The organism is Streptomyces sp. NPDC002306 (assembly GCF_053593435.1).
Map to the genome: position 1 here is coordinate 413,755 of NZ_JBSFCK010000003.1, position 25,940 is coordinate 439,694.

Here is a 25,940-nt window from a genome sequence, read left to right on the forward strand (position 1 = left end):
ACCCGATGACCGAGTCGACGAGCAGCGCGCGCACCGTCAAGGAGACGATCGGCCGGTACGGCGTCTGGAGCGCGGGGCTCCGCTCGGAGGATCCGGCCCGGCGCGGCGACATCACCGAGGCGGCCGCGGAACTGGAACAACTCGGCTACGGGGCCGCCTGGCTGGGTGGCAACAGCGCCGCCCGGCACGCCGTCCCGCTCCTCGGAGCGACGTCCCGCCTTGTCGTCGGCACGAGCATCCAGAGCATCTGGCAGTACGAGGCCGACGTGAGCGCGGCCGGGTTCGCCGAGGTGGACTCGGCCCACCCCGGCCGCTTCCTGCTCGGCCTGGGCGTGAGCCACGCCAGGCTCGCCGAGCAGTACCGCCGCCCGCACTCGGCGCTGGTCACGTATCTGAACGCGCTGGACGCCGCCGGAGTGCCCGCCGGGCGCCGCGTGCTGGCGGCCCTCGGCCCGAAGACCCTGGAGCTGTCCCGCGAACGCGCGGCCGGCGCGATCCCGTACCTCGTCACGCCCGAGCACACCGCCCAGGCCCGCGCGCTCCTCGGCGACGGGCCGTTGCTGGCACCGGAGTTCGCGGTCGTCCCGGAGACCGACCCGTCCCGCGCCCGCGCCCTGGCCCGCGCGCACCTCGCGCTGTATCTCACGCTCCCCAACTACACCGGCAACTTCCTGCGCCTCGGGTTCACCGAGGACGATCTGACCGGCGGCGGCAGCGACCGCCTGGTCGACACGTTGTACGCGTGGGGCGACGAGGACCGGATCCGGGACCGCGCCGACGCCTTCCACCGGGCGGGCGCCGACCATGTGGCGATCCAGGTGGTGGACGGAACCCCGGGAGACGACCTGCCGCGCGAGGCGTGGCGGAGGCTCGCGGCCGTGCTGCTCTGACCGGGCGGGCCCGTTCCGACCGGCCGGGCAGCCGCGACCGGAACAGGCCGTGTGACCGGCCGGGTGAGCGTGACCGGCCGGCCCGGCGTGACCGGTGGGGCTAGCCATCAGAAACGGGCTAGGCGTCCTTCAGTTCCTGGCGCTGCCGGCCGAGTCCCTCGATCTCCAGCTCCACCACGTCACCGGCCCGCAGGTACGGCTTCGGCTCGGGCTGCCCCAGGGCGACCCCGGCCGGAGTCCCGGTGTTGATGACGTCACCGGGGTACAGGGTCATGAACTGACTGACGTACCGCACCACTTCACCCACGGGGAAGATCTGCTCGGCGGTCGTGCCGTTCTGCCTCAGCTCGCCGTTGACCCACAGCCGCAGCGCGAGGGACTGGGGGTCCGGCACCTCGTCGGCGGTCACCAGCCACGGTCCCAGCGGGTTGAACGTCTCGCAGTTCTTCCCCTTGTCCCAGGTCCCGCCCCGCTCGATCTGGAAGGCGCGCTCGGACACGTCGTGCGCCACCGCGTAGCCCGCGACATGCGCGAGCCCGTCCCGCGCCGACTCCAGATAGCGGGCGGTCCGCCCGATGACGACGGCCAGCTCCACCTCCCAGTCGGTCTTCGTGGAGCCGCGCGGCACGAGCACCGTGTCGTTCGGCCCGACGACGGTGTCGGCCGCCTTGAAGAAGATGACGGGTTCGGCGGGCGGCTCGGCGCCCGTCTCGCGGGCGTGGTCGTGGTAGTTCAGCCCGATGCACACGACCTTGCCGATCCGCGCGAGCGGCGGGCCGACCCGCAGCCCGGCCGCGTCGAGCACGGGCAGCACACCGGCGCCATCGGCGTCACCGGACCCGTCGGCGCCATCGCCCTCACCCGCCGCGGCCGCGGCGCGGATGCGCCCGAGGGTGGCCTCGTCGGCGAGCAGCGCCCCGTCGACGTCGCTCACGATGCCCGACAGATCCCGCAGGACCCCACGGCCGTCGAGCAGCGCGGGGCGCTCCGCCCCCGGCGTACCGACTCGCAGCAACTTCATGGTCACCCTCTCCCTCGATCGCGGGCGTCCGGCCGACGGGTGCAGCCATCGGAGGACTGGTCGATCCTCCAAGTTCCCCGTCCAGTCCGCAATACCGTGTTCACGGACTGGACCCGATCATCCCCCGGTCGGACCCGCTCCCGCCCTCTGGCGCGCGGGGCGTCTCAGCGGTACAGCGCCGCCCGTTCCAGGGTGCTCCACGTCGTGCTGGTCACCACGTACAACGCGGCCGCCAGCGGCATCACGGCCACGGTGACGAGCGTGAAGAAGGACATGAACGGCATGATCTTGCCGACCGCGCCGAGTCCGGGCACCTGCTCGCCACCGCCCACCGCCGCGAGCGGACCGTCCGCCGTCATCCGCTTGGTACGCCGGTAGTTGAAGGTGGCGACGGCCGCGACGAGCGCGAACAGTCCGAGGTAGACGAGTCCCGGCGCCCCGAACACCCCGCCGTCCGCCAGGGCGTCGGCCCAGCGGTCCCCCAGCGGCGCGGCGAACAGCTTGTGGGTGAGCAGGCCGTTGGGGGCGTCGCCGATCGTCCGGCTGGAGAACAGGTGGTACAGCAGGAAGAAGGCGGGCAGTTGGAGCAGGCTCGGCAGGCAGCCCGACAGCGGTGACACCTTCTCCTCGGCGTGCAGTTCCAGCACCGCCCGCTGGAGCTTGTCGGGGTTCTTCGCGTGCTTCTCGCGCAGTTCGGCGATCCGTGGCTGGAGCGCGGCGCGGGCCCGCTGGCCCCGGGCCGCGGCCCGGGACAGGGGATGCACCAGGAGCCGCACGAGGGCGGTGAACAGGACGATCGCGGCGGCGGCCGCCGAGGCGTGGAAGAGGGGTGCGAGCAGATCGGCCAACTGCTCGACAAGGCGCGCGCATACGGACATGGGTGAGCCCTCCGGGGGTCTCGTCGTGCCGGGTGTGATGAGGGTGCGACGGCATGACGACCCGCGCGGGGTCACCTACGACAGCGGGATTCGCCCTACGCGGAGATCGCCGGAAGGGCGTGCCCGGGTGCCCGGGGCCTGCGCCGGCCACGGGCGTCGGGGTCGCGCTGGGGCAGGAACGCCGTACGGCGGGCCCGGTCGCGAATGGCCGTGCGCACCCGGGTGGGCGGCACGGCGGGCGCGCTGCGCGAGGCGAGGAGACAGCAGACGGAGAGGGCGGATCCGGCCGCGGCGGTCGCGGCGAGCGCGACGGTGACCGAGAGGTTGCCGCCGTCCAGCAGCGCGACCTCCAGGACCAGGAGCAGCAGCACGGCGGCGGGGCGCATGGCGGCCCAGCTGCGGATCATCGCCGCCTCTCCTCCCGTACGCGAGTGTCGTTCTCGTCCGTCGCCGTCGGTCGTTGCCCCTGATCGCCGTTCCCGGCCGTCATACGGGGTCGATGACGACGGGTTCCAGCAGCCGTCGGGGCTTCAGCAGCGCGCGGCTGACCGGGTCCGTCGGGTCGGGGTCGAGATCGGGTCCCGGCACCATGAGGACGTCGGCGAGCGGTACGACGGTTGCGCAGGCGGCGCATTCTCCGTACGCGCCGAGTTCCGTGCCGCACTCGGCGTGCCGGAACTCGCGCAGCCGGGCACCGTCGACGTGCTCGCGCCCCCACCGGCCGAGCGAGCGCAGTGTCGGCCACAGGGCCGCCCCGCGCTCGGTGACGACGTACTCGTCGCGCGGCGGCGACTCCTGGTAGCGGCGCTTCTCGAGGATGCCCTCGGCGGTGAGCGACTGGAGACGGGCGGCCAGGACGGCGCGCGGGATGCCGAGGTGGACGAGAAAGTCGTTGTAGCGCCGGACGCCGTAGAGCGCGTCACGGACGACGAGCAGCGTCCATCGTTCGCCGACGATCTCCAGCGCTCGGGCGATCGAGCACTCCTGCGTCACGTAGTCCTTGCCCAGTGCCATGGCGTCCACTGTAGCCACTTCACCTCCTGTCGGTTCAATGACCGAACCTACGGTGTTACGGTACCGAGGCGTGGGTCAGTTCAATGGCCGAACTCACAAGCCCTCCCGCCGAGTCCGACCCCGCCGGCCTTGAAGGCCGCAGCCCACGGAAGGACTGTCATGACCCGGCTCGACGCCACCGCCACGACCGACGGGGCGGAACCCGAGCAGCATCCCGACGCGCCGCCGCGCGCCTCCGCGACCCTGGCCCTGACCAGCGCCGCGACCGCGGTGGCCCTCATGACGTACACCGCGCCGATGGTCACGCTCCCCGACATGGCCGCCGACCTGCACACCGCGGTCTCCGCGCAGGCCTGGCTGCTCAACGGCACCCCGCTCGGTCTGGCCGCCCTGCTCCTGGTCGCCGGCAGCCTCGCCGACGACTACGGCCGCCGCCGGATCTTCGTCGCCGGCACGCTCGCGCTCGGCGTCACCACCGTGCTCGGCGGGTTCGCCACCTCCACCTGGCTGTTCACACTCGCCCGTGTCGCCCAGGGCGGGGCCAGCGCGGCGCTCCTCGCCAGCAGCCTCGGCCTGCTCGTGCACGCCTTCCCCACCCCGCGCGGCCGACTGCACGCGACCGGTGTCTGGGGCGCGTTCGTGAGCGGCGGCATCGCGGTGGGCCCCCTGCTGACCGGGGCGCTGCCCGACTGGCGGCTGGGGTACGGGATCCTCGGCGCCGCCGCCCTGGTCGTGGCCGCCCTGTCGGCGCGCACGCTGTCCGAGTCGCGCGCCCCGCGCGGCGGCCGCCCCGATCTGCTCGGCGCGGTGACCTTCGGACTGGCCCTGGTCGCCCTGGTCGCGGCCCTGACCCTGGGCCGGGACGGCTGGCTGCGCCCGCCGGTCGGCCTGTTGCTGGCCGCGTTCCTCGTGCTGACAGGCGTCTTCGCGCTGGTCGAGCGCCGCGCCGCCACCCCGATGATCGACCTCGGTCTGCTGCGCCGCCCGCGCTTCCTCGCCTCCTCGGCCGGCGGTCTGTTCACCGGCCTCGCCGTGATCGGCGTGTTCAGCTTCCTGCCGACGCTGCTGCAACGCACCCTGGGGCTCTCGGCGTTGGACACGGCGTGGCTGTTCCTGCTCTGGTCCGGCCTCTCCTTCGCGGTCGCGTTGCAGGCCCGGCGGCTCGCGGGACGGATCGCGCCGCGCCACCAACTCGCCCTCGGCTTCCTCCTGCACGCGGTCGGTGTGCTGGCGCTGCTCGGCTCGATCGGCGCGGGCTCCTGGCACCGCATGCTGCCCGGCCTGGTGGTCGCGGGCGTCGGCAGCGGCCTGCTCAACGCCGCCCTGCCGCTGCTCTCGGTCGAGTCCGTACCGCCGGAGCGGGCCGCGATGGGTTCCGGCGCGCAGCAGACGTTCCGCTACATCGGCTCCTGCGCGGGCGTGGCCCTGACCATCGCCATCGCCACGTCCTCGCAAAACCTGGCCCAGGGCGCGGACATCGCCCTCGCGGTCTCGGCGGGGCTCGCGGTGCTGGGCGCGGTCAGCGTGGCCGCATGGAAGTGAGCGTGCCCCACACCACCAGCCGGTACCGGGAGGTGTACTCCGGGGTGCACGTCGTGAGGGTGAGGTAGTAGCCGGGGCCGCGGTAGCCGTAGGCGGGCCGGGCCAGGCTCCGGGGTACGGCCCGGATGACCCCCGAGTCGCGGGGCGAGGTCTGCGGGAGCGTCCGGTCGACGGTGTACGTGTAGACCGCGCCGCCGGTCTCCACCCGGACCTCGTCGCCCTTCCGCAGCCGGTCGAGGTACCGGAACGGCTCACCGTGGGTGTTGCGGTGCCCCGCGACGGCGAAGTTGCCCGCCTGGCCCGGCTGTTGGGTGCCCGCGTAATGACCGACGTACCCCTTGTTCAGGACATCGCGCTTGCTGGTGCCCTCGGCGACGGGAACGCGCAGACGCAGGCGGGGGATGGCGAGGACGGCGTAGGCCTGGGACCGGTCGGGGGCCGACGCGTGGGCCGGGGCGCGCTGTCGGCGGGTGGCGGAGTGGCGGCCGGTACCGCTCGACGGTGCGGGCGAGGCGGCCGTACCACCGCCGGTGCCGCTCTCCTCGCCGCCGACGCCGTCGCCGCCGGACGTGGGGTCCCGCGTCGCCCACTCGCGTTCCAGCGCCTCCACCTTCCGGTCGGCGCCCTGCCGGGCCTCCCGGTTGGTCCACCACAGCTGGTGGACGACGAGGAGCAGGAGCACGAGCCCGGCGGTCACGAGGATCTCGCCCAGCCCCCACAGCGCGCGCCGGCGCCGGGCACGTCGTCGGCGGGTGCGGTGCTCGACCACGCGGGGGCGCGTTCGTATCCGTATCCCTGTCCCTGCCCGGTTCCGCGCCCGGTTCCGCGCCCGGTCAGGGGGCCGTATCCGCATACCGCCTCCTTCGCCCACCGGAGGGCCCGTGGTGGAACGCCTGTGGTCGCGGGCCCGTGGTGGAACACCCGTGGTCGCGGGCCCGTGGTGGAGCGCCGCCGGGGGCCGCCCGCAAGATAAGCGGCGGAGGGCGAAGTCGCCAGGCCCACGCGGCGGGCGAAGGCGCCAGGCGACATGTACCGCGGCCGAGGGCGCGGGCGGCGCGCCACGCGAATGGCGGCGCCGGGCGCGCGGACGGCCACGGGCCGATGCAGGCTGGGCGGGACGGAAGCCGGACGGAGAGTCCGGGCCGGAGGCCGGACGGACAGCGGAGACGGCTCCCGGAACATCCCGAACCTCAGGACGCACGGGAGTGGTGTGCCATGCCCTTCGACCCCGAGCCCGCCGCCGCGGCCTCCGCCGAACCACCCCCCGCCGTGCGGTCCTGGTCCGTGGACGACCTGCCCGCCCTCGACCCCGATCCGTTCCTGGACGAGATCCTGCGCGACGAACCGGTCACCCGGATCAGGCTGCCGCACGGCGAGGGACACGCCTGGCTGGTCACCCGCTACGAGGACGTCCGCTTCGTCACCTCCGACCCGCGCTTCTCGCGCGCCGAACTCGTCGGCCGGTCCGTGACCACCATGCGGCCGACGCCGGTGGCGTCCCAGACGGCCGGACTCCAGTACATCGACGCGCCCCGGCACGCCCAGCTGCGCCGGGTCGTCGCCCGGGCGTTCACCGGCAGGAGCATGATGCGGCTGCGCCCGATGGCGGAGCGCACGGCCGCGGAACTGCTCGACGGGATGGAGCGGGCCGGGGCCCCGGCCGACCTCATGCAGCACCTGCACGGCCCTTTTCCGATCGCGGTGATCCGGGACTTCCTGGGGGTGGAGGAGAGCGACTGGCATCTGTGGGCCCAGACCGGCGAGGACCTGCTGTCCGCGGGAGCGGACTCCGAGGAACGCGCGGCCACGGCCCGGGAGTCGACCCGGGCCCGCGTCGTCGACCTCCTCGCGCGCCGCCGCGAGGACCCCCGCGACGACCTCGCCGGCGTCCTGGCGCAGGCCGCCTCGACCGGTGAGATCTCGGACGCCGAGGCGGTCTCCCTCGCCATGGCCATCCAGGTCAGCGGGGGCCACGCCGTACGCAACAACAGCGGCTCCATGATGTACGCGCTGCTCACCCACCCCGAGCAGCTCGACCGGCTGCGCCGCGAACCCGAGCTGCTGCCGAAGGCCGTGGACGAGCTCTTCCGCTACGTCCCCCACCGCAACGGCGTCGGCATCCCCCGCGTCGCCACCGAGGACGTGGCGGTCGGCGGTCATCTGATCCGCGCCGGCGAGGTGGTCTACAACGCCTACGTCGCCGCCAACCGCGACCCCGCCGTCTTCCCCGACCCGGACGCCCTCGACTTCGACCGCACCGGCGCCGGTCATGTCGCCTTCGGCCACGGCCCGCACCACTGCCTGGCGGCCATCATGGCCCGGATGGAGGCCGAGGTGATCATCGGCTCGGTGCTGGCCCGCTTCCCCGGGATCCGGCTCGCCGTACCGGCGGCGGAGGTGGAGTTCCAGTTCCAGGGACTGATCCGCGGCCCGAGGACGCTGCCGGTCGCCTGGTAGCCGGCCGGCAGCCGGCGCCACTTCCTCCACAGGTTGACGAAAGGGCTGTCGAAACCCTCGACAACCCACGCGCCGCACCCGATGCTTCCTGTTGCCATGAAGTTGCCATGCACAGGACAGGCGTCAACGCCGGTTCGACGACGTCCGGCGTTGCGGGAAGCGGAGCAGCCATGATCCGACGCAGAACCCTGCTGGCCGCGGCCGGGGCCGGAGTCCTCGGCGGCGCCCTGGCGACGGGTACCGCCCGAGCGGACGCGACGATCGCCGTCAATCCCGCCGTGGGCTACGGCACTTGGGAGGGCTGGGGCACCTCGCTCGCCTGGTGGGCCAACGTCTTCGGCGCCCGGGACGACTTCGCCGACGCCTTCTTCACCACCAGGCCGGTGACCTACAACGGCACGACACTGCCCGGCCTGGGCCTCAACATCGCCCGCTACAACCTGGGGGCGTGCAGCTGGAACTCCGTCAACGGCGAGAGCATGGCGGCCTCCGCGAACATCCCCGCCTTCAAGCAGATCGAGGGCTACTGGCAGGACTGGAACAACGAGGACCCGACGTCCTCGGCCTGGGACTGGACGGCTGACGCCACCCAGCGCGCGATGCTGGTGAAGGCGACGCAACGCGGCGCCGTGACCGAACTGTTCGCGAACTCCCCAATGTGGTGGATGTGCCTCAACCACAACCCGTCGGGCGCGGCGGGCGGCGGCAACAACCTCCAGTCCTGGAACTACCGCCGGCACGCCTCCCACCTGGCCGCGGTGGCGGCGTACGCGAAGTCGCACTGGGGCGTCGACTTCGCGACGGTGGACCCCTTCAACGAGCCCAGCTCCGGTTGGTGGACGGCCACCGGCACCCAGGAGGGCTGCCATATGGACGCCACGGTCCAGGCGGCCGTACTCCCCCACCTCCGCGGCGAGTTGGACAAGCGGGGTCTGACCGCCACCAAGATCTCGGCCTCCGACGAGACGAGCTACGACCTGGCCCGCACCACCTGGAACTCCTTCAGCGCGACGACGAAGGGGTATGTGAACCGGGTCAACGTCCATGGCTACCAGGGCTCGGGCGGCCGTAGGGACCTGCTGTACACGGACGTGGTGACGACGTCGGGCAAGGCCCTGTGGAACTCGGAGACGGGCGACGACGACGGCACGGGCCTGACCATGGCGAGCAACCTGCTCTACGACTTCCGCTGGCTGCACCCGACCGCCTGGGTCTACTGGCAGGTGATGGACCCGTCCACGAACTGGGCGATGATCGCGTACGACGCGAACACGCTGGCACCCGGCGCCGTGACGACGAAGTACTACGTGATGGCCCAGTTCAGCCGCCACATCCGCCCCGGGATGAAGATCATCGACACGGGCGCGAGCAACGCGGTGGCGGCCTACGACGCGACCGCGCGGCGCCTGGTGATCGTCGCCGCGAACACCGGCGCCTCCGCCCAGACCCTGACCTTCGATCTGTCCCGCTTCACGAGCGTGACGGGCGGCTCGGGCGGCCTGGTCCCCCGCTGGAACACCCTGACGACCGGCGGCGGCGACCTCTACACGCCCCACTCGGACACCTATCTGAGCGCGAGGACGGTGAGCGTGCCGTTCGCGGCGAAATCGGTACAGACGATCCAGGTGGACGGAGTGACGGCGTAGCCCGGACCCGTTCATCTCCGATTCTCCGGCTCCCCGGGTCTCTGGCCTGCAGATATCTCACTTTTTGCCCGGCCCGGCAGTACGGTGTCAACCATGCGCCCCGACACGCCTGCCGAGAACGTCGACCACACCGCCGAAGCGGCTCGCCTGGAGCGGACCGCCGGCCTGTATCCCGAGGACGCGGAGGCCCTGCTGTTGCAGGCCGCGGCCCACCTGGAACTGGCCGGCGACCGCCCCGCCGCGTCCACCCTCTACGACCGCCTGCTGAACTCCCCCGAGACCCTGGAGAGCCCCCTCCTGGTCCGGGCCCTGAAGGCCTCGAACCTCTGGGAGTACGGCCACGAGGCGGAGGCGCGGGCGATCATCGCCGGCATCCGCACCGCGGCCCCGCGCGACCCGGCCCCCTGGGTGATCGTCGCGGAGTCCCTGGAGTCCCACGACGAGCTGGAGGCGGCGCAGGAGACGTTCACGGAGGGCGCGGGACTCCTCCTCGCCGACGCGTCCGAACCGCCGTACGCCACCCATCCCCTCCTCTTCGGCCGCCACCGGGTGCGCCGCATGCTGGGCCTGCCGCACGACGACTGGGACGCCCTGGCGGACACGCTCCACTCCTCCCCGGTCTCCCTGGACGAACTCCACGACCCCAAGCGCGTCTGGTCCCTGGGCTCGGACGACCCGGCGGAACTGGCCGCCGAGATCTCCCGCCTCCGCGCCGAACTGGGCACCTACCGCGAGGCGCTGTCCCGCCCCTTCCCGGTGGCGGTACTGCACTGGCCGACGGGCGAGCTGACGGAACTGGTCGCCGCGTACCCCGCGTTGGCGCAGGAGTACCCCTCCCACGAGACCCACCTCGCGACGATAGAGGCGTCCTTGCGGGAGCTGTCCGCCTCCGGCACCCCCAACCTGGGCATCGTCACCGGCACGGTCCCGTCCTACGAGGCCTTCGCGGCCTCCGAGGGAGCCTCCCCCTCCGACTCCGACCTCCTCCCCCAGTACGCGACGACCCTGGCGGCCCGCGGACGAGCGCAGACCTGGCCACCGGAGCGGGGGGCGTTGTGCTGGTGCGGGTCGGGACGGGGGTACGAGGGGTGTCACGGGGTGGGGGCGTAGGACGTGCCCCTGGCGCCGGATCGGTAAGGCCGTGGTGGCGCACCCCTGGCTAACCTTCGCGCCAGATCTTCACGGCCTGCGGACTACCAAGGGCGCCCACATCTCCTGGAGCGCCCTTTGCAGTACTCGATATAGGCGGCAGCGGCTACGTGACCACCGCCTCTCGGTCTGTCCACCCCGGAGTGGCACGATCACGCCTACCCGGCGGCACGTCGGATTCGACTCGGATTCAATGCCGCCCGCTACAACAGAGCAGTCGCTGTATGAGGGATAGGGAAGTCAACGTGGCCCAGCCAGGGGATCTGTCACAGCCTGTCGCGGGTGTGTACGAGGAACTCATCACCCTGCGCATGCAGGCGCAGATGGGACAGTTGGGCACCGCTGGCTGGAGGGCCATCGACGACGAGGTCACCGAGGAATCGTCACCTCACGTGCTCGCCCGCCATATCAGCCGGGCGGTACAGCAACGACTCAGTCAGCTGCCACCCGACAAACGCGTCGCAGTAGCCAATCAGGTCATCGAGTCGCTCGCGTCCGCCTCCTCTGGCCTCGGGACCAGTGACACCGCTGAACTCATCGCGGAAGGACCTCGGCAACTCCTGGCACTGGCCGAGATGGAAGCCCCTGGCGTCTACGCGGTTCGCCCGCTCACGCCACTCTCCGAGACGGCCCTCATCACCAACTCTCCCGAGGATCCGAGCCTCGGGAGCGAACTGCGCGCTGAACTGGCCACAGCCGACAGCATTGACCTGATCTGTGCCTTCGTGAAGTGGTATGGCTTGCGCGTGCTCGAGGACTCGCTTCGTGCTGCCAAGGAACGCGGCGTGCCGATCCGCGTCATCACGACCACCTACATCGGCGCTACCGACCGTCATGCGCTTGACCGTCTCGTCCGAGACTTCGGCGCCAAGGTGAAGGTCAACTACGAGATCCGCTCAACACGACTCCACGCGAAGGCTTGGCTGTTTCGGCGGGAGAGCGGCTTCGACACAGCGTACGTCGGTAGCTCCAACCTCTCGAAAGCTGCGCTGCTCGACGGCCTGGAGTGGAACGTGCGGCTGTCCTCAGTGGCCACTCCGGCGGTGCTCAACAAGTTCGAGGCCACTTTTGACGCCTATTGGAACGACAGCGCCTTCGAGCTGTACGACCCGGACACCGACGGCAAGCGGCTCGACCAGGCTCTGGCTCAGGCGAGCGGGTCCGGCCCAATAACCGACCTCAAGATCAATCTGTCCGGTCTGGAGGTCCGCCCGTTTCCACATCAACAGGACATGCTCGAACGCCTGCACATCGAGCGCGAGATCCGTGGCCGGAACCGTAACCTTCTCGTCGCGGCAACGGGGACCGGCAAGACGGTCATGGCAGCTCTCGACTACCGAAGCCTGCGCAAGACGCTGGGTGAGGGAAATCCAAGGTTGCTGTTTGTTGCCCACCGTAAGGAGATCCTCAAGCAGTCCTTGCGTACGTACCGCGAGGTGCTTGACGACGCTTCGTTTGGGGAGCTCCTTTACGGCGGAGAAGACCCGAATAAGTGGGATCATGTGTTCGCGAGCGTCCAGTCGCTAAACGTCCGGCGGCTGGAGCAGCTCGCTTCCGATCATTTCGACATCATCGTCATTGACGAGTTCCACCACGCTACAGCAGCCACCTACCGTCGAGTGATCGACCACTTCGAGCCGAAAGAGCTCTTGGGACTCACCGCCACTCCCGAGCGGATGGACGGCCTGAATGTGCAGGATGAGTTCTTCGACGGCCGCATTGCAGCCGAGATGCGACTTTGGGAAGCCCTGGAGAACGACCTCCTGTGCCCCTTCCACTACTTCGGCATCCCCGATGGCACCGACCTGACCAACGTCGGCTGGCAGAAGGGCGCATACGCAGACCGCGATCTCGACAACCTGTACACCGGGAACCATGCCCGCGCCCGAATCGTCGTTAAACAAATCCGCGACAAGGTCTCCAACCCGGGAGGCATGCGCGCGCTCGGCTTCTGCGTAACCAAAGCCCATGCACACTTCATGGCAGAATTTTTTCGCGCGGCCGGTTTCCAGGCGATGGCACTAGACAGCGATTCGCCAGCAGGGGTTCGAGCGCAGGCATTGACCGACCTCCGAGACCGCAAGCTTCAAGTGATTTTCTCGGTTGACCTGTTCAACGAAGGTCTCGACATCCCCGACGTCGACACTCTGCTACTCCTGCGCCCCACGAACAGCGCTACGATCTTCCTTCAGCAGTTGGGGCGAGGCTTGCGTCGCACGGAGGCGAAACCGGTCCTCACCGTGCTCGACTTCATCGGCCAGCACCGAGCAGAGTTCCGTTTCGAGGAGCAGTTCCGCGCCTTGACGAACCTCTCCCGCAACCGACTCGTCGATCACATCGAGCATGACTTCCCACAGCTTCCCTCCGGCTGCCAGATCATCCTGGAGGGCAAGTCCAAGGATCTCGTCCTCGACAACATCCGCGCCCAACTGAGCGCCACGGTCAAGGTGTTGGTGAGGGAAGTCAAGGACTTCGACACTCCTCGCATCGCCGATTACCTACGAGAAAGCCGCCGGGAGATCAAGGAGCTGTACAGGAGCGACAACTCCTGGACGACGGTCCTCCGCAAGGCGGACCTCATAGAAGAGCCGCCGCCGTCCGAAGAATCCGCACTGCTCAAGCGTGTCCACGCCTTCCTCCACGTGGACGATCCTGAGCGAGCCCAGGCTTACCTTCGCCTCCTTGCTGATGAAGCCCCCGCCTATGACTCCCTGCCGCCGGCAGACCAGGCATACGCTCGAATGCTCTTCTTCAACCTGTGGGACAACGCGGGTGGATTCACCACCTTCCAAGAGGGTCTCGATTCTCTGCGCTCACAGCCCGTTTTCCGAGACGAGTTGCGGCAAGTGCTGTCGTACGTCATCGAGCGGTCAGATCACTTTCCGATCCCTCTGTCGGGCCCGCATGGCCACATTCCCCTGAAGGTCCACAGTGCATACAACCGGTCAGAGATACTGGCCGCGCTCGGCGTGGCACGCTTTGGCGGCCAGATGCCCAGGTCTTTCGCACAAGGGGTGCAGTGGGTCGAAGATCTCCAGACCGACGCTCTGCTGATCACGTTGGAGAAAAACGAGAAGGACTTCTCCCCTACGATTCGCTATAAAGACTTCGCTCTGAGCCCCACGCTCTTCCACTGGGAGTCTCAGAACGCGATCAGCGGGAATTCCGCCACAGGCCTGAGATATCAGAACCATGCACAACAGGGCAGCCACGTTTTGCTGTTCGTGCGCCGCTACAAGAACTCCGACATCGGCAAGTCGCAACCCTGGATGCTCCTCGGTCCGGCCACCTATGAGAAGCACACCGGCAGCAAGCCGATGGCGATCACATGGCGCTTGAAGCACGAACTTCCAGCTGACGTCTGGACGTACGCGGCTATCGCGGCAAACTGATCAACAGCCCTTACCAGAGAATAATCCAGGAGGACTTCCTAGCTCCGAAGGAAATCCTTGGCAGCGATCCAGCTCTCCAAGGCGTCACGGAGTAGCAGTGAGGAAACCGCAGCCGACGGCCGCATCTCAACGTCACGAGGCGTCTAGCGGCCGTCGACTCAGCACGGCGTAGCACTCGAGTGGTTCAGCCTGACAAGGCTTCGGCCCCCGAGACCTCTGCCTCGAAGTGGGCCTGCGCACGATCGAGAGCCTCATCGGTGTCACGTCCATGAGCTCTCATCCAATGAAGTACGTCAGCAATGAGTTCAATCGCCCCTTCCTCTGCCACCCTCAGCCCGCCGGCCCTGATGTGCCGCAGCGGCGCCTCCTCGCGCCCATAGACGCTCAGCAAGGCCTCGACTCGATTGATGCGCACGCCTCCGGAGTGGCCACCAGATGAAGGCAGCCTTGTCGCCAGCTCGCACCATGTCACTTTTCGTTCAGCCTGAAGCAGGACGCCCCAGCGGTCGGTAACACCGCTGACCAGCGCCATCCCTCTGCCGGACTCCGCCTCCGCGGCAGCGTCGAGGAGAGTGGGGAGGGCGCGTGTGTCGGGATCGTGGACTTCGATCCGTAGGCGGGTTCCGCTCATGGAAACGGCGAGCTTGGTGGGCGTGCCAGCGCCTACGTGATCGATGACGTTGGACACCAACTCACTCACACACAGCTGGGCATCGTCGATGACGTCATGGAGCCCCCAGAGCCCTAGGTGAAACCGGATGAACCGCCGCAGCACAGCCACCTCCTCCAGCTCTGCCGTGAAGCGAAGGCTCCAAGGCTTCCTTGATACGCGCGCGATGCAGTCCATCGATCAACCTCTTCACCCGTGACCTGTATTGCGGTGGGCAGTTGCTCACACACAGAGAGTTGCACTGGAACTCTCAAAATGGAACTCTCAAGTTGCATCTCTGGTGGCGCGACCCCCTTGCGCGCGCCCCCGCGCACGCGACCTTGCTGTCTCCTGGGGCAACCAGGACGATCTACTGGATCGATACGAAGGGCGTCAGGAATGGCAGTTGGACCTACGACGCGACGGCGCCAACTAGGCGTCGATCTGCGTCGCCTCCGCGAGCTCAAGCGCCTCACCCTCGAGGAGGCTGGCGCCCGCGTTGGCATCTCAAAGGCGACGCTAAGCCGCTACGAGACCAAAGAGGGGTCCGTCAAATGGCCAGCGGTGGATGCTCTGTGCCGCGAATACGGAGCCTCCGATGAGGAGCGGCAGGCCCTGGTCGAGTTGGCCAAGGGAGCCAAAATCCAGGGCTGGTGGCGCTCGCTCGCCGATCCCATCCCCGAGTCCATGAACCTCATGCTCACGCTTGAAGACGAGGTTGTGCGCGAAGACCACTACGCATGTATGTACATCCCCGGGCTGCTCCAGACTCGCGCCTACGCCGAGGCAGTACACCGCGCCTCTGAGGTGCAATGCCCGGAACAGGAAGTTCAGCACATGGTCGACATTCGCATGAAGCGGCAGGAGCTCCTCGACCGTGATGACCCACCACACCTGTGGTGCGTCATCGATGAGGCCGCCCTTCGACGTCAAGTGGGAGGCCGCGACGTCATGCAGGGGCAACTCCGGCACCTACTCGCCAGCTCGCAGCGCCCGCACGTGACCGTGCAGGTCTTGCCCTTCTCGGCAGGGGCCCATGCAGCGGCAGTCGGAAGCTTTGCCGTTCTCCGGGGGCCCACCCCGGAACTAGACGTTATCTACGTGGACTTGATCGGCGGCGGGCTCTTCATGGAGAAGCGGCAGGAACTGGAGCGCTATAGGTTGGCGTTCGAGTACCTCAGCGCGCAGGCGCTTGATCTCGAGTCCTCGGCCCAGACTGTCGACCGCATAAGCAAGGAGCTCTGATGACGGCGCCCTCGACGCACCAGTGGTTCAAGTCCTCCTACAGCGGCGGCAGTGGGACCGAGTGCGTTGAGTGCGCACTGATCGAGGACCGTGCTCTCGTGCGCGACTCCAAGAGCTCGGGAGGACCAGTGGTTGCCGTACGCGGCACGGCTTGGCGCTCCTTCGTGGCCGGGCTGGCGCAGCTGCATTCGGCATGCTGAAGGCGTCGTCTCGCCCAGATACAGGGCCGGACTCAGGGCCAGGGGGCAGGCCCGCCGGGCTCGGGCCGAGCGTTAGCCTCGGGGGACGTACGAGGAGGTAGGCATGGCGAAGGTTCCCAGTTCCGTGGTCGCCGCGAGTGGGCTGGTCGGTGGGTACGGCGTGGCGCGGTGGTCGAAGAAGCGGCCGCTCGGCGGTGCCGTGCTGGCCGTCGCCGGGGGCGCGGCGGCCCTCCAGTGGCGGGCGCGGGCGGGCGGGAAGGCCGCGGGCGCGCTGAGCGTCGCGTACGTCGCCGCCTTCGCCGGGTCCCACCCGCTGGCCAAGAAGGTGGGCGCCTGGCCCGCCGTGTTCGGGGTGGCGGGAGCCGTCGCCCTGGCGTCCTGGGCCGTCGCCGACCGACGGGCCTGAGCTACGGCCCCCTGAGCGAGCAAAAGCAGCTCGGGGCTCGGCTGCAACGCCTCCGTGGCGAGTACGAGCGGCTCGGGTCTGGGCTACAGCCCTCCACGGTGAGTACGAGCCGCTCATGACCCGGCTACAGCCCGCCCTGCGCCGGTGCCGTCGGTTCCTGCCTCGATCTGAACGCCCTCCGGTAGCCCACCGGACTCGTCCCCACCACGCGGCGGAAGCGTTCCCGGAAGGCTGTCGGGGAGCCGAAGCCGCACTGGGTGGCGATGCGTTCGACCGGGTGGGCGGTCGTCTCCAGCAGGTGCTGGGCGCGCCGGACCCGCGCCCGGTGCAGCCACTGCAAGGGCGTCGTGCCGGTCTGTTCGCGGAAGCGGCGGTTGAGGGTGCGGGTGCTCATGCCGGCGTGGGCCGCGATGTCGTCGAGGGTGAGGTCGCGCCCGCAGTGGTCGGACAGCCAGCGCAGCAGCGGCTCCAGAGTCGCGCCCGCCGGGGCCGGCGGCTGGTCCTGGACGATGAACTGGGCCTGGCCGCCCTCCCGTTCCAGCGGCATGACCGACATCCGGGCCGCCTGCGCGGCGACGGCCGAGCCATGGTCCCGGCGGATCATGTGCAGGCACATGTCCATCGCCGCGGCCGCGCCCGCCGAGGTGAGGAACTGGCCGTTGTCGACGTAGAGGACGTTGGGGTCGACCGTCACCTTCGGGTACCGCTCGGCCAGATCGGCCGCCGCGAGCCAGTGGGTCGTCGCGCGCAGGCCGTCCAGCAGGCCCGTGGCCGCGAGGAGGAAGGCGCCGACACAGATCGAGGCGATCCGCGTACCGTTCGCCGCGGCCGCGCGCAGGGCCTCCGCGACGCCCGGCGGCAACTCGTCCGGCGGCTTCTGCACGCCCGGCAGGACGATCGTGTCCGCTTCCGCGAGCGCCTCCAGGCCGTAGGGCGCCCGGAGCGAGAACGCCCCCGCGTCCACCTCCCCGGACCCGGACGCCGAGCAGACCCGTACCCGGTACGCCTCCCGGCCGTCCGGCAGCCGGGCCCAGCCGAAGGCGTCGATCGGGGCGGAGAGGTCGAACGGGATGACCCCGTCCAGTGCCAGTACGGCCACGGTGTGCATGGCAAAAGCCTAGGCCTGCGACGGATTCCCGCCGACACCGCCCACCGGCATCCGTCGCCACCAAGATCCAGCAACCTCCAACCCCGGCACCACCGGCACCGGTCGCCGACGGCACCGATCGCCTCCGCCCCGCCCACCCGCACCCGTCCCCACCCGCACCGGTCGCCTCCGGCACCGCGTCACAGCCGTTGGCGAGAATCCGTCGGACCGTGGCACCACCGCCACTTCCGTGCCCTCCGGGCGCCGCCTAGCGTCGGCCCGTGACCAAGTTCCTTCTCGCCGTCCATGTCCTCGCCGCGATCGTCGCGATCGGGCCCGTCACCGTCGCCGCCAGCATGTTCCCGCCCGCCGCGCGGCGGGCCCTGGCCGCGCCGGACGATCCGCGGGCGGTGGAGACCGTACGGCTGCTGTACCGGATCTGCCGCGTGTACGCCCTGGTCGGCGTCGTCGTTCCCGTCTTCGGGTTCGGTACGGCGAGCAATATGGGTGTGCTGGGTGATGCCTGGCTGATCTCGTCCATCGCGCTGACCGCGCTCGCGGCACTGGTGCTCGCCGCGCTGGTGCTGCCCCGGCAGGAGGCGCTCGCCGAGGGGCGCGGGACGCGGGAGGCGACCGTACGGCTGGCGATGTTCACCGGGGTGTTCAACCTGCTGTGGGCCGCGGTGACCGTCCTGATGATCGTCCGGCCGGGGTCCACGACCGGGGCGTGAGGCACGCCGGCCGGCCGTGGCGGCGCGAGGAGCCCTCTCGAAACACGCCCTAGTCCGCGACCGTCTCCGCCGTAGACGGCTTCGTCACCGACAGCGGCGTGGCGATGTCCTCCAGCGAGCGGCGTTCCGCCTTCACCGCGAGGAACGCGGCGACCAGGCCGGCCGCGCACATCAGGCCCGCGCCGATCTGGAAGGCGAGGACGGTGTCGCCGACCACGCCGGAGCTGGTGAGGTCGGCGAAGACCAGCGGGCCGCTGATGCCGCCGGCCGCGGTGCCGAGGGCGTAGAAGAAGGCGATGGACATCGCCCGGGTCTCCATCGGGAAGATCTCGGAGACCGTGAGATAGGCGCTGGACGCGCCCGCCGAGGCGAAGAACAGCACCACGCACCAGCACGCCGTGAGGGTCACCGCGCTGAGCGAGCCGCGGGAGAACAGCCAGGCCGTGCCGAACAGCAGCACACCGGAGAGCAGGTACGTCGACGAGATCATCACCCGGCGGCCCACGGTGTCGAAGAGCTTGCCGAGCAGCAGCGGTCCGACGAAGTTGCCGGCCGCGATGACGGCGAAGTAGTAGCCGGTGTCGGCGACGGGGACGTCGTAGAACTTGATCAGGATCGCGCCGAAGCCGAAGGTGATCGCGTTGTAGAGGAAGGCCTGCCCGACGAAGAGGGAGAAGCCGAGCACGGCCCGTCGGCGGTAGGAGGAGAACACCGTGCGGGCGATCTCGGCGAAGCTCGTGCTCTCCCGCTCGCGGATGACCAGTTCGCCGGCGGGTTCGGGGAGCGGCTCACCCTTCTCCGCCTCGATCTTCTGTTCGATGGAGGCGACGATCTCCTCCGCCTCGCGCTCGCGGCCGCGGATCAGCAGCCAGCGTGGGCTCTCCGGAACGCTGCGCCGGACCAGGAGGATGACGAGGCCGAGGACGACGCCGAGCGCGAAGGTCAGCCGCCAGCCGACGTTCTCCGGCAGCAGGTCCGTGTTCAGGGCGACGATCGACAGCAGCGAGCCGCCGACCGCGCCGATCCAGAAGCTGCCGTTGATGATGAGGTCGACGCGGCCCCGATAGAAGGCCGGGATCAGCTCGTCGATCGCCGAGTTGATGGCCGCGTACTCGCCGCCGATGCCGAAGCCGGTGAGGAAGCGGAAGAGGAAGAACCACCAGGCGCTGAAGGAGACCGCGGTCAGCGCGGTGGCCGCCAGATAGACCACGAGCGTGATCATGAAGAGTTTCTTGCGGCCGTAGCGGTCGGTCAGGCGGCCCCAGAACAGGGCTCCGACGCAGGCTCCGGCCACATAGAGCGCGGCCGCGGTGCCCGTGACCTGTGCGGAGGAGACCGGCAGTCCGCTGCCGGGTTCCGACAGGCGGCTGGCGATGTTGCCGACGACCGTGACCTCGAGACCGTCGAGGATCCATACGGTGCCCAGGCCGATGACGATGCTCCAGTGCCAGCGTGACCACGGGAGGCGGTCCAGGCGGGCGGGGATGTCGGTGGTGAAGGTACGACCGGCTGCCGGCTGCGCGATGGCCATGGGCCTCCTCCTCGTCGAGCGGAACCCGGACCGGGTGCCCCGGACCGGCGGACTCAAGCCGATTCGAACACCTGATCCACCAGTACACGGTCGATCGGTTCCCTCACGCCCCCGACACCCGGCCGGTCGGCCCCCTCACGCCTCCGACACCCGGCCGGTCGGTTCTCTCACGCCCCCAGCGCCCGTGACACCACATAGATCAGCAGCCCCGCCAGCGAACCCACCACCGTGCCGTTGATACGGATGAATTGCAGGTCACGGCCGATATGGGCCTCGATCTTCCGGGTGGTGTGGCCGGCGTCCCAGCTCGCCACGGTGTCCGTGATCAGGGAGGTGATCTCCCCCCGGTACGTCGTCACGACGTGCACCGCCGCGCCCTCCACCCAGCGGTCGACCTTGTCCTGGACCTTCGGCTCGGTGGCCATCCGGGCCCCCAGGGACAGCAGCGAGGCCCGTACCCGCAGTCGCAGCTCGCTGCGCTCGTCCTCCGCGGCCGACACGATCATGGACCGTACGGCCGTCCAGGCGGACGCGATCAGGTCCTGGACCTCGCCGCGCCCCAGCACCTCGCCCTTGAGCCGCTCGATCCGGGCGCGGGTGTCGGTGTCGGACTGGAGGTCGGAGGCGAAGTCGGTGAGGAAGCGGTCGAGGGCGCCGCGGGCCGGGTGGGAGGGCATGTCGCGCATCTCCGCGCAGAACCGCAGCAGCTCCTTGTAGACGCGCTCGCCGACCTTCTTGTCGACGAACCGCGGGGTCCAGCCGGGGGCGCCGCCCTGGACGGCGTCCATCACGGAGTCGCTGTGCAGCACCAGCCAGTCGTGCGCCCGCGACACCACCAGGTCGACCGCCCGCCGGTGACCGCCGTCGGCGACGACCTTCTCCAGCATCTTCCCTATGCCGGGCGCGATCTCCTGCGCGTCGGCCCGCCGGGTGATCGCCTCGCCGACCACGGCCTGGACGTCGGAGTCGCGCAGCACGGTCAGCGCGCCGCGCAGGGCCGTGGCCAGCTCCGCCGTGACCCGGTCGGCGTGCTCGGGCTCGGCCAGCCAGGTGCCGAGACGGCTGCCGATGCCGACGGCGCGCAGCCGCTGCCGTACGACGTCCTCGGAGAGGAAGTTCTCGCCGACGAACTCGCCCAGGGAGACGCCCAGCTGGTCCTTCTTGTTGGGGATGATCGCGGTGTGCGGGATGGGCAGACCGAGCGGATGCCGGAAGAGGGCGGTGACCGCGAACCAGTCGGCGAGCGCGCCCACCATGCCGGCCTCGGCGGCCGCGGCGACGTACGACGTCCAGGTGCCGGCGCCGGCGTGGCGGGCCCAGGTGGCGAGGACGTAGACGAGGGCCACGAGGAGCAGCAGGCCGGTGGCGGTGATTTTCATCCTGCGCACCCCGCGCTGCTTCTCCTCGTCGGCGGCGCTGAAGGTGGTCATCGTGCGCCGGCCCGCGGCACGCGACCCCTCGTCGATCGGTTCGTCCGGATTCGTCACACTCATCCACTCCACCCGTTCGCGGCCCCTCGGACCCATTGTCCCTTTCTCGCCCCTCAGTGACCGACTCCCGGAACGGAACAAGAGTTCCCGTCGTCTGTATCGAAGGGGGGCCCGGGTACGGGCTCGGCCTCATGACACATCATGAGGTGATCACAGCGGAGCCTCGGGCTCCCCACGCCCGAGGAGACCCGCACCGCATGACCAGGCGTCACGGTTGTGCCCTGCTGTCCGCGATCATCGCCCTGGTCGTGGCCCTGTCCGCCGCCATATACGCCGCCGTGGCGGCCGACGGCGGCGCCGCGAGCGCGAGGAACGGCCTGGCCGCCGCCCCCGCCGGCGCCCCGTACGACTCCGCCGCCCCCGCCTCGGCCGGTGTCTGGGTGGGCGCCTGGTCGACCGCCCCGTCGGGAGCCGAACCGAACACCGAGGCGAACGGCATGGCGGGCCGCTCGGTGCGCAACGTCGTGCACACGGACGTCGGTGGCACCCGCGCCCGGATCACGCTGTCCAACTACTACGGCACCCGGCCACTGACCGTCACGCACGGCTCGATCGCCGTCGCCGTCGCCGACACCGCCGCCGCGGTCCCCGGCACCATGCGGCGGCTCACCTTCGCGGGCGCCCTCTCGGTCGTCATACCCCCGGGCGGGCGCACGGTCAGCGACGCCGTGCTCCTGCCCGTCCCCCAGGGCGCTGACCTCCTGGTCACCACCTACTCCCCCACCTCGGCCGGCCCGGTCACCTTCCACGAGCACGCGCGCCAGACCAGTTACCTCGCCGAGGGCGACCGCACCGAGGACGTGACGGCCACGGCGTACGGCGAACAGACCGACCACTGGCGCTACCTGACCGCCGTGGACGTGCTGAGCGACGGGTCCCACGGCACGGTCGTCGCGCTGGGCGACTCGCTCACCGACGGCGTCACCTCCACCGAGGGCGCCAACCGCCGCTGGACGGACGTCCTTTCGGACCGGCTGCGCGCGGCCGCCGCGTCCGGCGCGGACGTGCCCCGCTACAGCGTCGTCAACGAGGGCATCAGCGGCAACCGCGTTCTCGCCGACGGGCCGGGCCGCCCCGCCGACAACACCAGCGGCCCGAACCGCTTCGGGCGGGACGTGCTGGAGCGCCCGAACGTCAAGGTCGTGGTCATCGACCTCGGCGTCAACGACATCCTGCGCAGCGAGCGGCGCGCCGACCTCGAGACCGTCCTCGACGGGCTGCGCACCCTGGTGGGCCGGGCCCACGCCCGGGGCATCAAGGTCGTCGGCGCGACCCTGATGCCGTTCCACGGGCACGCCCGCTACACGGACACCCGCGAGGAGGTCCGTCAGGAGGTCAACGCCGAGATCCGGGCGGGGAAGGTGTACGACGCGGTCGTCGACTTCGACAAGGCGCTGCGCGACCCCTACGACCCGCGCGCGCTGCGCCCGAACTACGACTCCGGGGACCATCTCCACCCCAGCGACCAGGGCTACCGGGCGATGGCGGACGCCTTCGACCTGGCGGACCTGAAGGGCTCGGCACCGGCCCGGCTGTGAACGGGCCCCGCCGGGTCACTGGTCGTCGTGGACCGACCGGGCCACTGGCCGTCGCGGGCCGCCGGACCCCACTCGTCGCGGGCCCGCCGGGCCCCTGCTCGTCGCGGCGCCTTCTGTCCCGCTCCCCTGCACGTCGGAGCGTCGCCCGTCCCGCTCCCCTGCACGTCGGAGCGTCCCCTACTCGTCGTAGCGCCTTCTGTCCCGCTCCTCGCGGCGGGCGTCACGCCGGTCCTGGCGGTCGTCCCGCCGTTCCCGGTGCAGGTGCCGGCGCTCCTCGTGCCGCTCCCTCATCAGTTCGCGGTGCCCGTCGAGCATCTGGCGGTGCGCGCTCTCCACGTCGTCGCGGAACGACGAGCGCAGCTCCTTCGCGGCGGCCCTGCGGTCCAGCTTCTCCTGGCGCCGCTCCTCCTTCAGCCGCAGCCGCTCGGCCCGGGTCACCTTGCGTTCGACGCCGACCCCGCCCCAGAACGCGAAGCCCGTCACGATCACCCGCGGCGCCCCCGGATCGCCCCGCACCCCGGCCTCGCTGTGGTCGAAGCCGCCCATGATGCCGATGCCGCGCACGACGACCTCGACACCCGGCGGCACGACGACGTTCATCCCGCCCATGATCGCGACACAGTTGATCTCCACCTCGCGGTCGGCGAAGTCCGCCTCGCGCAGGTCGATCTCCCCGCCGCCCCAGAAGGCGAAGCAGTTGAACCGCTTCGGCGCCGTCCAGCGCCCCTTGCGCTGGAATCCGGACATCACGGCCACGGCCCACGCCGACGAACCCTCGCCGCCGACGATCCGCCGCTCCCAACTCCCGTCGCCCACAGGCTCCTTGCGCAGGGAGACGGACGGCGGAGTGACACCCGCGGCCGGCAGATCCCGGGTGATCGGGGCGAGTTCGCCGTAGGTCCGCGCCGTGTAGGTCGCCTCCAGCCGCTCCTCGAACTCCTCCATGTCGAGGCGGCCTTCGGCGACGGCGTCGCGCAGAACCTCGGCGACTCGCTCACGATCGGCGTCGGAGGCACGCAGCTCCGGGGCATCGTCGGTCATACCCGCCAGCCTACGAGTTCCCGGCGCCCGGCACTACGCGCGGCCCCTGCCCGGCGGGAGATTCGGTGGTATCCGTGAGCGATCGCAACATCTTGGCGATCACCGCCTCGATGTCCGGCTCCCGCACCGACAGGTCGACGAGGGGATAGGCCTGCGCGATCCGCGCCACCAGCGGGGCCGCCGACTGCGCCGCCGGAAAGGCCAGCCACTGCCGCGGCCCCTCCACCTTCACCACCCGCGCCCCGGCCGCCTCGATCGGCGGCAGCTCCCGCTCCAGGTCCACCACCAGCGTCCGCTCGCTCTCCCCCACCTCGTGCAGCCCCGCCAGGGGACCGTCGTACATCAGCCGCCCGTGGTCGATGACCATCACCCGCGAGCACAGTTGCTCGATGTCCTGGAGGTCGTGCGTGGTCAGCAGCACCGTCGTGCTCCGTTCGGCGTTCAGCTCCCGCAGGAACTCCCGCACCCTGGCCTTGGAGATGACGTCGAGACCGATCGTCGGCTCGTCCAGGTACAGCACCTCGGGATCGTGGAGCAGCGCGGCCGCGATGTCGCCGCGCATCCGCTGGCCCAGCGACAGCTGGCGCACCGGCACGTCCAACAGCTCTTGCAGTTCCAGGAGTTCGACGCAGCGGTCGAGGTTCTGCCGGTAACGGGCGTCCGGGATGCGGTACATGCGGTGCATCAGCCGGTACGAGTCGATCAGCGGCAGGTCCCACCACAGCGTCGTACGCTGCCCGAACACGACCCCGATGCGGTGCGCCAGGCGGGCGCGCTCACGGGACGGGTCGATGCCGGCGACCCGCAGCCGGCCCCCGCTGGGCGTCAGGATGCCGGTCAGCATCTTGATGGTGGTCGACTTCCCGGCGCCGTTCGGGCCGATGTAGCCGACCATCTCGCCGCGGGCCACCGTGAAGGAGATCGAGTCGACCGCCCGCACCTGGCGCAGCTCCCGCCGCAGGAAGCCGGTCCGCCTGCGCACGTCGAAGACCTTCTCGACCCGGTCGAGCTCGATGAAACCGTCCTCCGGGCGGACCGAGCCGACCGCGCCCACCGCACGGAGGGTCCCGGCCGAGCCGCCCATCGCGCCCCCACCGCCGACGCCGCGTCCACGGGCCACGCCGTCCATACCGTCCGAGCCGTCCGAGCCGTCCGAGCCGTCCAACCCCTCCGAGCCGCCCAAGCCTTCCAACCCGTCCACACCGTCCAAGCCGCCCATGCCCCGAACCACCCCTAACTTCCCGTACTCCGATAGGCCCGCAGCCCCGCCCGCCAGGCCAGGCCGGCCAGCGCGCAGCAGCCCACCGCCACCAGCGGCCCCGCGAACCCGATCCAGCTCGGCAGCCCGAGCGGCATGGGCCGCCCCAGCACATAGCTCGCCGGCAGCCAGTTGACGAAGGCCAGCGGCAGCACGAAGGTCACCCCGCGCACCAGCTCCTGGGCGAAGACGGTCGGCGGATACTGGAGCAGCGTCGTACCGCCGTACGTGAACGCGTTCTGCACCTCGGACGCGTCCTGCGCCACGAACTGGAAGGCCGCCCCCGCGACGAACACCGCGCAGAAGATCCCACTGCCGCTGACCACCATCACCGGCATCAGCAGCAGCTTCGGCACGCTCCAGTCGATGTCCAGCGACCCCAGCGCGTACCCGAGCACCAGCGCCCCCTGGATCACCCGGCCGAGCCTGCGCAGCCCGAACCGGTCGGCGGCCACCTGCGCGAGCACCGGCGCCGGCCGCACCAGCAGCGTGTCCAGCGTGCCGTCCCGCACCCGGCTGCCCAGCCGGTCCATCGACCCGATCGCCAGGTCAGCCAGCCCGAACGCCATCCCGGACAGGCCGTAGAGGAACGCGACCTCTGGCAGCGAGTAACCGCCGAGCGCGTCCACCCGCGAGAACATCAGCAGGATCGCGACGAAGTCCAGCCCGGTCGCCGCGAAGTTCCCCACCGTCGTCATGACGAAGGAGGCCCGGTAGGCCATCGTGGAGCGGATCCACATCCCGGCGATCAGCCGGTACGTCCGCACCCCCTCCG

The 25,940-nt window shown here is 70.4% G+C and carries 23 protein-coding genes; 11 read left to right on the top strand and 12 right to left on the bottom strand.

Features of this window, described 5'->3' with window-relative positions:
* The first annotated feature begins 5 nt into the window (after positions 1–5).
* Positions 6–890, top strand: coding sequence for an LLM class F420-dependent oxidoreductase (locus tag ACWCQK_RS09430; RefSeq protein ID WP_451153597.1), 885 nt, complete (start codon positions 6–8; stop codon positions 888–890).
* A gap of 118 nt (positions 891–1,008) precedes the next feature.
* Here the strand turns inward: ACWCQK_RS09430 and ACWCQK_RS09435 are convergent, their stop codons facing one another.
* The 4 genes from ACWCQK_RS09435 to ACWCQK_RS09450 all read right to left on the bottom strand — a co-directional run bounded on the left by ACWCQK_RS09435 (position 1,009) and on the right by ACWCQK_RS09450 (position 3,803).
* Positions 1,009–1,911, bottom strand: coding sequence for a fumarylacetoacetate hydrolase family protein (locus ACWCQK_RS09435; protein ID WP_451153599.1), 903 nt, complete (start codon positions 1,909–1,911; stop codon positions 1,009–1,011).
* A gap of 164 nt (positions 1,912–2,075) precedes the next feature.
* Complete coding sequence (locus tag ACWCQK_RS09440; protein WP_451153601.1) at positions 2,076–2,789, bottom strand: YidC/Oxa1 family membrane protein insertase; 714 nt, start codon at positions 2,787–2,789, stop codon at positions 2,076–2,078.
* A gap of 95 nt (positions 2,790–2,884) precedes the next feature.
* A complete protein-coding gene (locus ACWCQK_RS09445; protein ID WP_451153603.1) occupies positions 2,885–3,196 on the bottom strand; it encodes a DUF6412 domain-containing protein in 312 nt (103 codons plus the stop codon).
* A 79-nt stretch (positions 3,197–3,275) separates the two neighbouring features.
* Positions 3,276–3,803, bottom strand: coding sequence for a winged helix-turn-helix transcriptional regulator (locus tag ACWCQK_RS09450; protein ID WP_451153936.1), 528 nt, complete (start codon positions 3,801–3,803; stop codon positions 3,276–3,278).
* Between the two features lie 159 nt (positions 3,804–3,962).
* On the opposite strand from ACWCQK_RS09450, the gene ACWCQK_RS09455 reads away from it, so the two are divergent.
* Positions 3,963–5,345, top strand: a complete 1,383-nt coding sequence (locus tag ACWCQK_RS09455; protein WP_451153605.1) for an MFS transporter — start codon at positions 3,963–3,965, stop codon at positions 5,343–5,345.
* Here ACWCQK_RS09455 and ACWCQK_RS09460 read toward each other — a convergent pair.
* Positions 5,323–6,114 (bottom strand): class E sortase, encoded by a 792-nt coding sequence (locus ACWCQK_RS09460; RefSeq protein ID WP_451153607.1) that lies wholly within the window; start codon positions 6,112–6,114, stop codon positions 5,323–5,325. The two genes, ACWCQK_RS09455 and ACWCQK_RS09460, sit on opposite strands and share 23 nt — an antisense overlap.
* A gap of 446 nt (positions 6,115–6,560) precedes the next feature.
* Here ACWCQK_RS09460 and ACWCQK_RS09465 point away from each other — a divergent pair, with 446 nt between their 5' ends.
* The 4 genes from ACWCQK_RS09465 (at position 6,561) to ACWCQK_RS09480 (ending at position 13,989) form a co-directional block, all read left to right on the top strand.
* Positions 6,561–7,802: a cytochrome P450 gene (locus ACWCQK_RS09465; RefSeq protein WP_451153609.1), complete on the top strand. Its 1,242-nt coding sequence runs from the start codon at positions 6,561–6,563 to the stop codon at positions 7,800–7,802.
* Between the two features lie 170 nt (positions 7,803–7,972).
* Positions 7,973–9,448 carry a beta-1,6-galactanase gene (locus ACWCQK_RS09470; RefSeq protein ID WP_451153611.1) on the top strand — a complete coding sequence of 492 codons (1,476 nt, stop codon included), beginning with the start codon at positions 7,973–7,975 and terminating at the stop codon, positions 9,446–9,448.
* A 93-nt stretch (positions 9,449–9,541) separates the two neighbouring features.
* Positions 9,542–10,558, top strand: a complete 1,017-nt coding sequence (locus ACWCQK_RS09475; protein ID WP_451153613.1) for an SEC-C domain-containing protein — start codon at positions 9,542–9,544, stop codon at positions 10,556–10,558.
* 263 nt (positions 10,559–10,821) lie between these two features.
* Positions 10,822–13,989 (top strand): DUF3427 domain-containing protein, encoded by a 3,168-nt coding sequence (locus ACWCQK_RS09480; protein WP_451153615.1) that lies wholly within the window; start codon positions 10,822–10,824, stop codon positions 13,987–13,989.
* A 184-nt stretch (positions 13,990–14,173) separates the two neighbouring features.
* Here ACWCQK_RS09480 and ACWCQK_RS09485 read toward each other — a convergent pair whose 3' ends face one another.
* Positions 14,174–14,836 carry an ATP-binding protein gene (locus ACWCQK_RS09485; protein WP_451153617.1) on the bottom strand — a complete coding sequence of 221 codons (663 nt, stop codon included), beginning with the start codon at positions 14,834–14,836 and terminating at the stop codon, positions 14,174–14,176.
* Between the two features lie 201 nt (positions 14,837–15,037).
* Here ACWCQK_RS09485 and ACWCQK_RS09490 point away from each other — a divergent pair, with 201 nt between their 5' ends.
* The 3 genes from ACWCQK_RS09490 to ACWCQK_RS09500 all read left to right on the top strand — a co-directional run bounded on the left by ACWCQK_RS09490 (position 15,038) and on the right by ACWCQK_RS09500 (position 16,489).
* A complete protein-coding gene (locus ACWCQK_RS09490; RefSeq protein WP_451153619.1) occupies positions 15,038–15,883 on the top strand; it encodes a helix-turn-helix domain-containing protein in 846 nt (281 codons plus the stop codon).
* On the top strand, positions 15,883–16,083 hold the full coding sequence (locus ACWCQK_RS09495; protein WP_451153621.1) for a DUF397 domain-containing protein: 201 nt from the start codon (positions 15,883–15,885) through the stop codon (positions 16,081–16,083). The genes ACWCQK_RS09490 and ACWCQK_RS09495 overlap by 1 nt, the downstream gene beginning before the upstream one ends.
* A gap of 103 nt (positions 16,084–16,186) precedes the next feature.
* Positions 16,187–16,489 carry a hypothetical protein gene (locus tag ACWCQK_RS09500; protein ID WP_451153623.1) on the top strand — a complete coding sequence of 101 codons (303 nt, stop codon included), beginning with the start codon at positions 16,187–16,189 and terminating at the stop codon, positions 16,487–16,489.
* 124 nt (positions 16,490–16,613) lie between these two features.
* Here ACWCQK_RS09500 and ACWCQK_RS09505 read toward each other — a convergent pair whose 3' ends face one another.
* Entirely contained in the window at positions 16,614–17,597 is a 984-nt protein-coding gene (locus ACWCQK_RS09505) for a GlxA family transcriptional regulator (RefSeq protein ID WP_451153625.1), read from the bottom strand.
* 260 nt (positions 17,598–17,857) lie between these two features.
* Between ACWCQK_RS09505 and ACWCQK_RS09510 the strand changes: the two genes are divergently transcribed.
* The gene (locus tag ACWCQK_RS09510; protein WP_451153627.1) at positions 17,858–18,307 is read left to right on the top strand and encodes a hypothetical protein; all 450 of its coding nucleotides are present in this window, start codon (positions 17,858–17,860) and stop codon (positions 18,305–18,307) included.
* 49 nt (positions 18,308–18,356) lie between these two features.
* Here ACWCQK_RS09510 and ACWCQK_RS09515 read toward each other — a convergent pair whose 3' ends face one another.
* Both ACWCQK_RS09515 and ACWCQK_RS09520 read right to left on the bottom strand, forming a co-directional pair.
* On the bottom strand, positions 18,357–19,838 hold the full coding sequence (locus tag ACWCQK_RS09515) for an MFS transporter (protein ID WP_451153629.1): 1,482 nt from the start codon (positions 19,836–19,838) through the stop codon (positions 18,357–18,359).
* Positions 19,839–20,005: 167 nt separating this feature from the next.
* The gene (locus ACWCQK_RS09520) at positions 20,006–21,331 is read right to left on the bottom strand and encodes a DUF445 domain-containing protein (RefSeq protein WP_451153631.1); all 1,326 of its coding nucleotides are present in this window, start codon (positions 21,329–21,331) and stop codon (positions 20,006–20,008) included.
* Positions 21,332–21,525: 194 nt separating this feature from the next.
* Here ACWCQK_RS09520 and ACWCQK_RS09525 point away from each other — a divergent pair, with 194 nt between their 5' ends.
* Positions 21,526–22,866, top strand: a complete 1,341-nt coding sequence (locus ACWCQK_RS09525) for an SGNH/GDSL hydrolase family protein (RefSeq protein WP_451153633.1) — start codon at positions 21,526–21,528, stop codon at positions 22,864–22,866.
* Between the two features lie 177 nt (positions 22,867–23,043).
* Here ACWCQK_RS09525 and ACWCQK_RS09530 read toward each other — a convergent pair whose 3' ends face one another.
* The 3 genes from ACWCQK_RS09530 to ACWCQK_RS09540 form a co-directional block, all read right to left on the bottom strand.
* The gene (locus tag ACWCQK_RS09530; RefSeq protein WP_451153635.1) at positions 23,044–23,907 is read right to left on the bottom strand and encodes a DUF1707 SHOCT-like domain-containing protein; all 864 of its coding nucleotides are present in this window, start codon (positions 23,905–23,907) and stop codon (positions 23,044–23,046) included.
* Between the two features lie 10 nt (positions 23,908–23,917).
* On the bottom strand, positions 23,918–24,991 hold the full coding sequence (locus ACWCQK_RS09535; protein WP_451153938.1) for an ABC transporter ATP-binding protein: 1,074 nt from the start codon (positions 24,989–24,991) through the stop codon (positions 23,918–23,920).
* 149 nt (positions 24,992–25,140) lie between these two features.
* Entirely contained in the window at positions 25,141–25,905 is a 765-nt protein-coding gene (locus tag ACWCQK_RS09540; protein ID WP_451153940.1) for an ABC transporter permease, read from the bottom strand.
* Positions 25,906–25,940: the final 35 nt, after the last annotated feature.

What these genes read in the sequence shown, in the direction of transcription:
- ACWCQK_RS09430 (WP_451153597.1), top strand. Translation starts at nt 6, where the DNA reads ATGACCGAGTCGACGAGCAGCGCGCGCACCGTCAAGGAGACGATCGGC.
- ACWCQK_RS09435 (WP_451153599.1), bottom strand. Translation starts at nt 1,911, where the DNA reads ATGAAGTTGCTGCGAGTCGGTACGCCGGGGGCGGAGCGCCCCGCGCTG.
- ACWCQK_RS09440 (WP_451153601.1), bottom strand. Translation starts at nt 2,789, where the DNA reads ATGTCCGTATGCGCGCGCCTTGTCGAGCAGTTGGCCGATCTGCTCGCA.
- ACWCQK_RS09445 (WP_451153603.1), bottom strand. Translation starts at nt 3,196, where the DNA reads ATGATCCGCAGCTGGGCCGCCATGCGCCCCGCCGCCGTGCTGCTGCTC.
- ACWCQK_RS09450 (WP_451153936.1), bottom strand. Translation starts at nt 3,803, where the DNA reads ATGGCACTGGGCAAGGACTACGTGACGCAGGAGTGCTCGATCGCCCGA.
- ACWCQK_RS09455 (WP_451153605.1), top strand. Translation starts at nt 3,963, where the DNA reads ATGACCCGGCTCGACGCCACCGCCACGACCGACGGGGCGGAACCCGAG.
- ACWCQK_RS09465 (WP_451153609.1), top strand. Translation starts at nt 6,561, where the DNA reads ATGCCCTTCGACCCCGAGCCCGCCGCCGCGGCCTCCGCCGAACCACCC.
- ACWCQK_RS09470 (WP_451153611.1), top strand. Translation starts at nt 7,973, where the DNA reads ATGATCCGACGCAGAACCCTGCTGGCCGCGGCCGGGGCCGGAGTCCTC.
- ACWCQK_RS09475 (WP_451153613.1), top strand. Translation starts at nt 9,542, where the DNA reads ATGCGCCCCGACACGCCTGCCGAGAACGTCGACCACACCGCCGAAGCG.
- ACWCQK_RS09480 (WP_451153615.1), top strand. Translation starts at nt 10,822, where the DNA reads ATGAGGGATAGGGAAGTCAACGTGGCCCAGCCAGGGGATCTGTCACAG.
- ACWCQK_RS09485 (WP_451153617.1), bottom strand. Translation starts at nt 14,836, where the DNA reads ATGGACTGCATCGCGCGCGTATCAAGGAAGCCTTGGAGCCTTCGCTTC.
- ACWCQK_RS09490 (WP_451153619.1), top strand. Translation starts at nt 15,038, where the DNA reads ATGGCAGTTGGACCTACGACGCGACGGCGCCAACTAGGCGTCGATCTG.
- ACWCQK_RS09495 (WP_451153621.1), top strand. Translation starts at nt 15,883, where the DNA reads ATGACGGCGCCCTCGACGCACCAGTGGTTCAAGTCCTCCTACAGCGGC.
- ACWCQK_RS09500 (WP_451153623.1), top strand. Translation starts at nt 16,187, where the DNA reads ATGGCGAAGGTTCCCAGTTCCGTGGTCGCCGCGAGTGGGCTGGTCGGT.
- ACWCQK_RS09505 (WP_451153625.1), bottom strand. Translation starts at nt 17,597, where the DNA reads ATGCACACCGTGGCCGTACTGGCACTGGACGGGGTCATCCCGTTCGAC.
- ACWCQK_RS09515 (WP_451153629.1), bottom strand. Translation starts at nt 19,838, where the DNA reads ATGGCCATCGCGCAGCCGGCAGCCGGTCGTACCTTCACCACCGACATC.
- ACWCQK_RS09520 (WP_451153631.1), bottom strand. Translation starts at nt 21,331, where the DNA reads ATGAGTGTGACGAATCCGGACGAACCGATCGACGAGGGGTCGCGTGCC.
- ACWCQK_RS09525 (WP_451153633.1), top strand. Translation starts at nt 21,526, where the DNA reads ATGACCAGGCGTCACGGTTGTGCCCTGCTGTCCGCGATCATCGCCCTG.
- ACWCQK_RS09530 (WP_451153635.1), bottom strand. Translation starts at nt 23,907, where the DNA reads ATGACCGACGATGCCCCGGAGCTGCGTGCCTCCGACGCCGATCGTGAG.
- ACWCQK_RS09535 (WP_451153938.1), bottom strand. Translation starts at nt 24,991, where the DNA reads ATGGGCGGCTCGGCCGGGACCCTCCGTGCGGTGGGCGCGGTCGGCTCG.
- ACWCQK_RS09540 (WP_451153940.1), bottom strand. Translation starts at nt 25,905, where the DNA reads ATGTGGATCCGCTCCACGATGGCCTACCGGGCCTCCTTCGTCATGACG.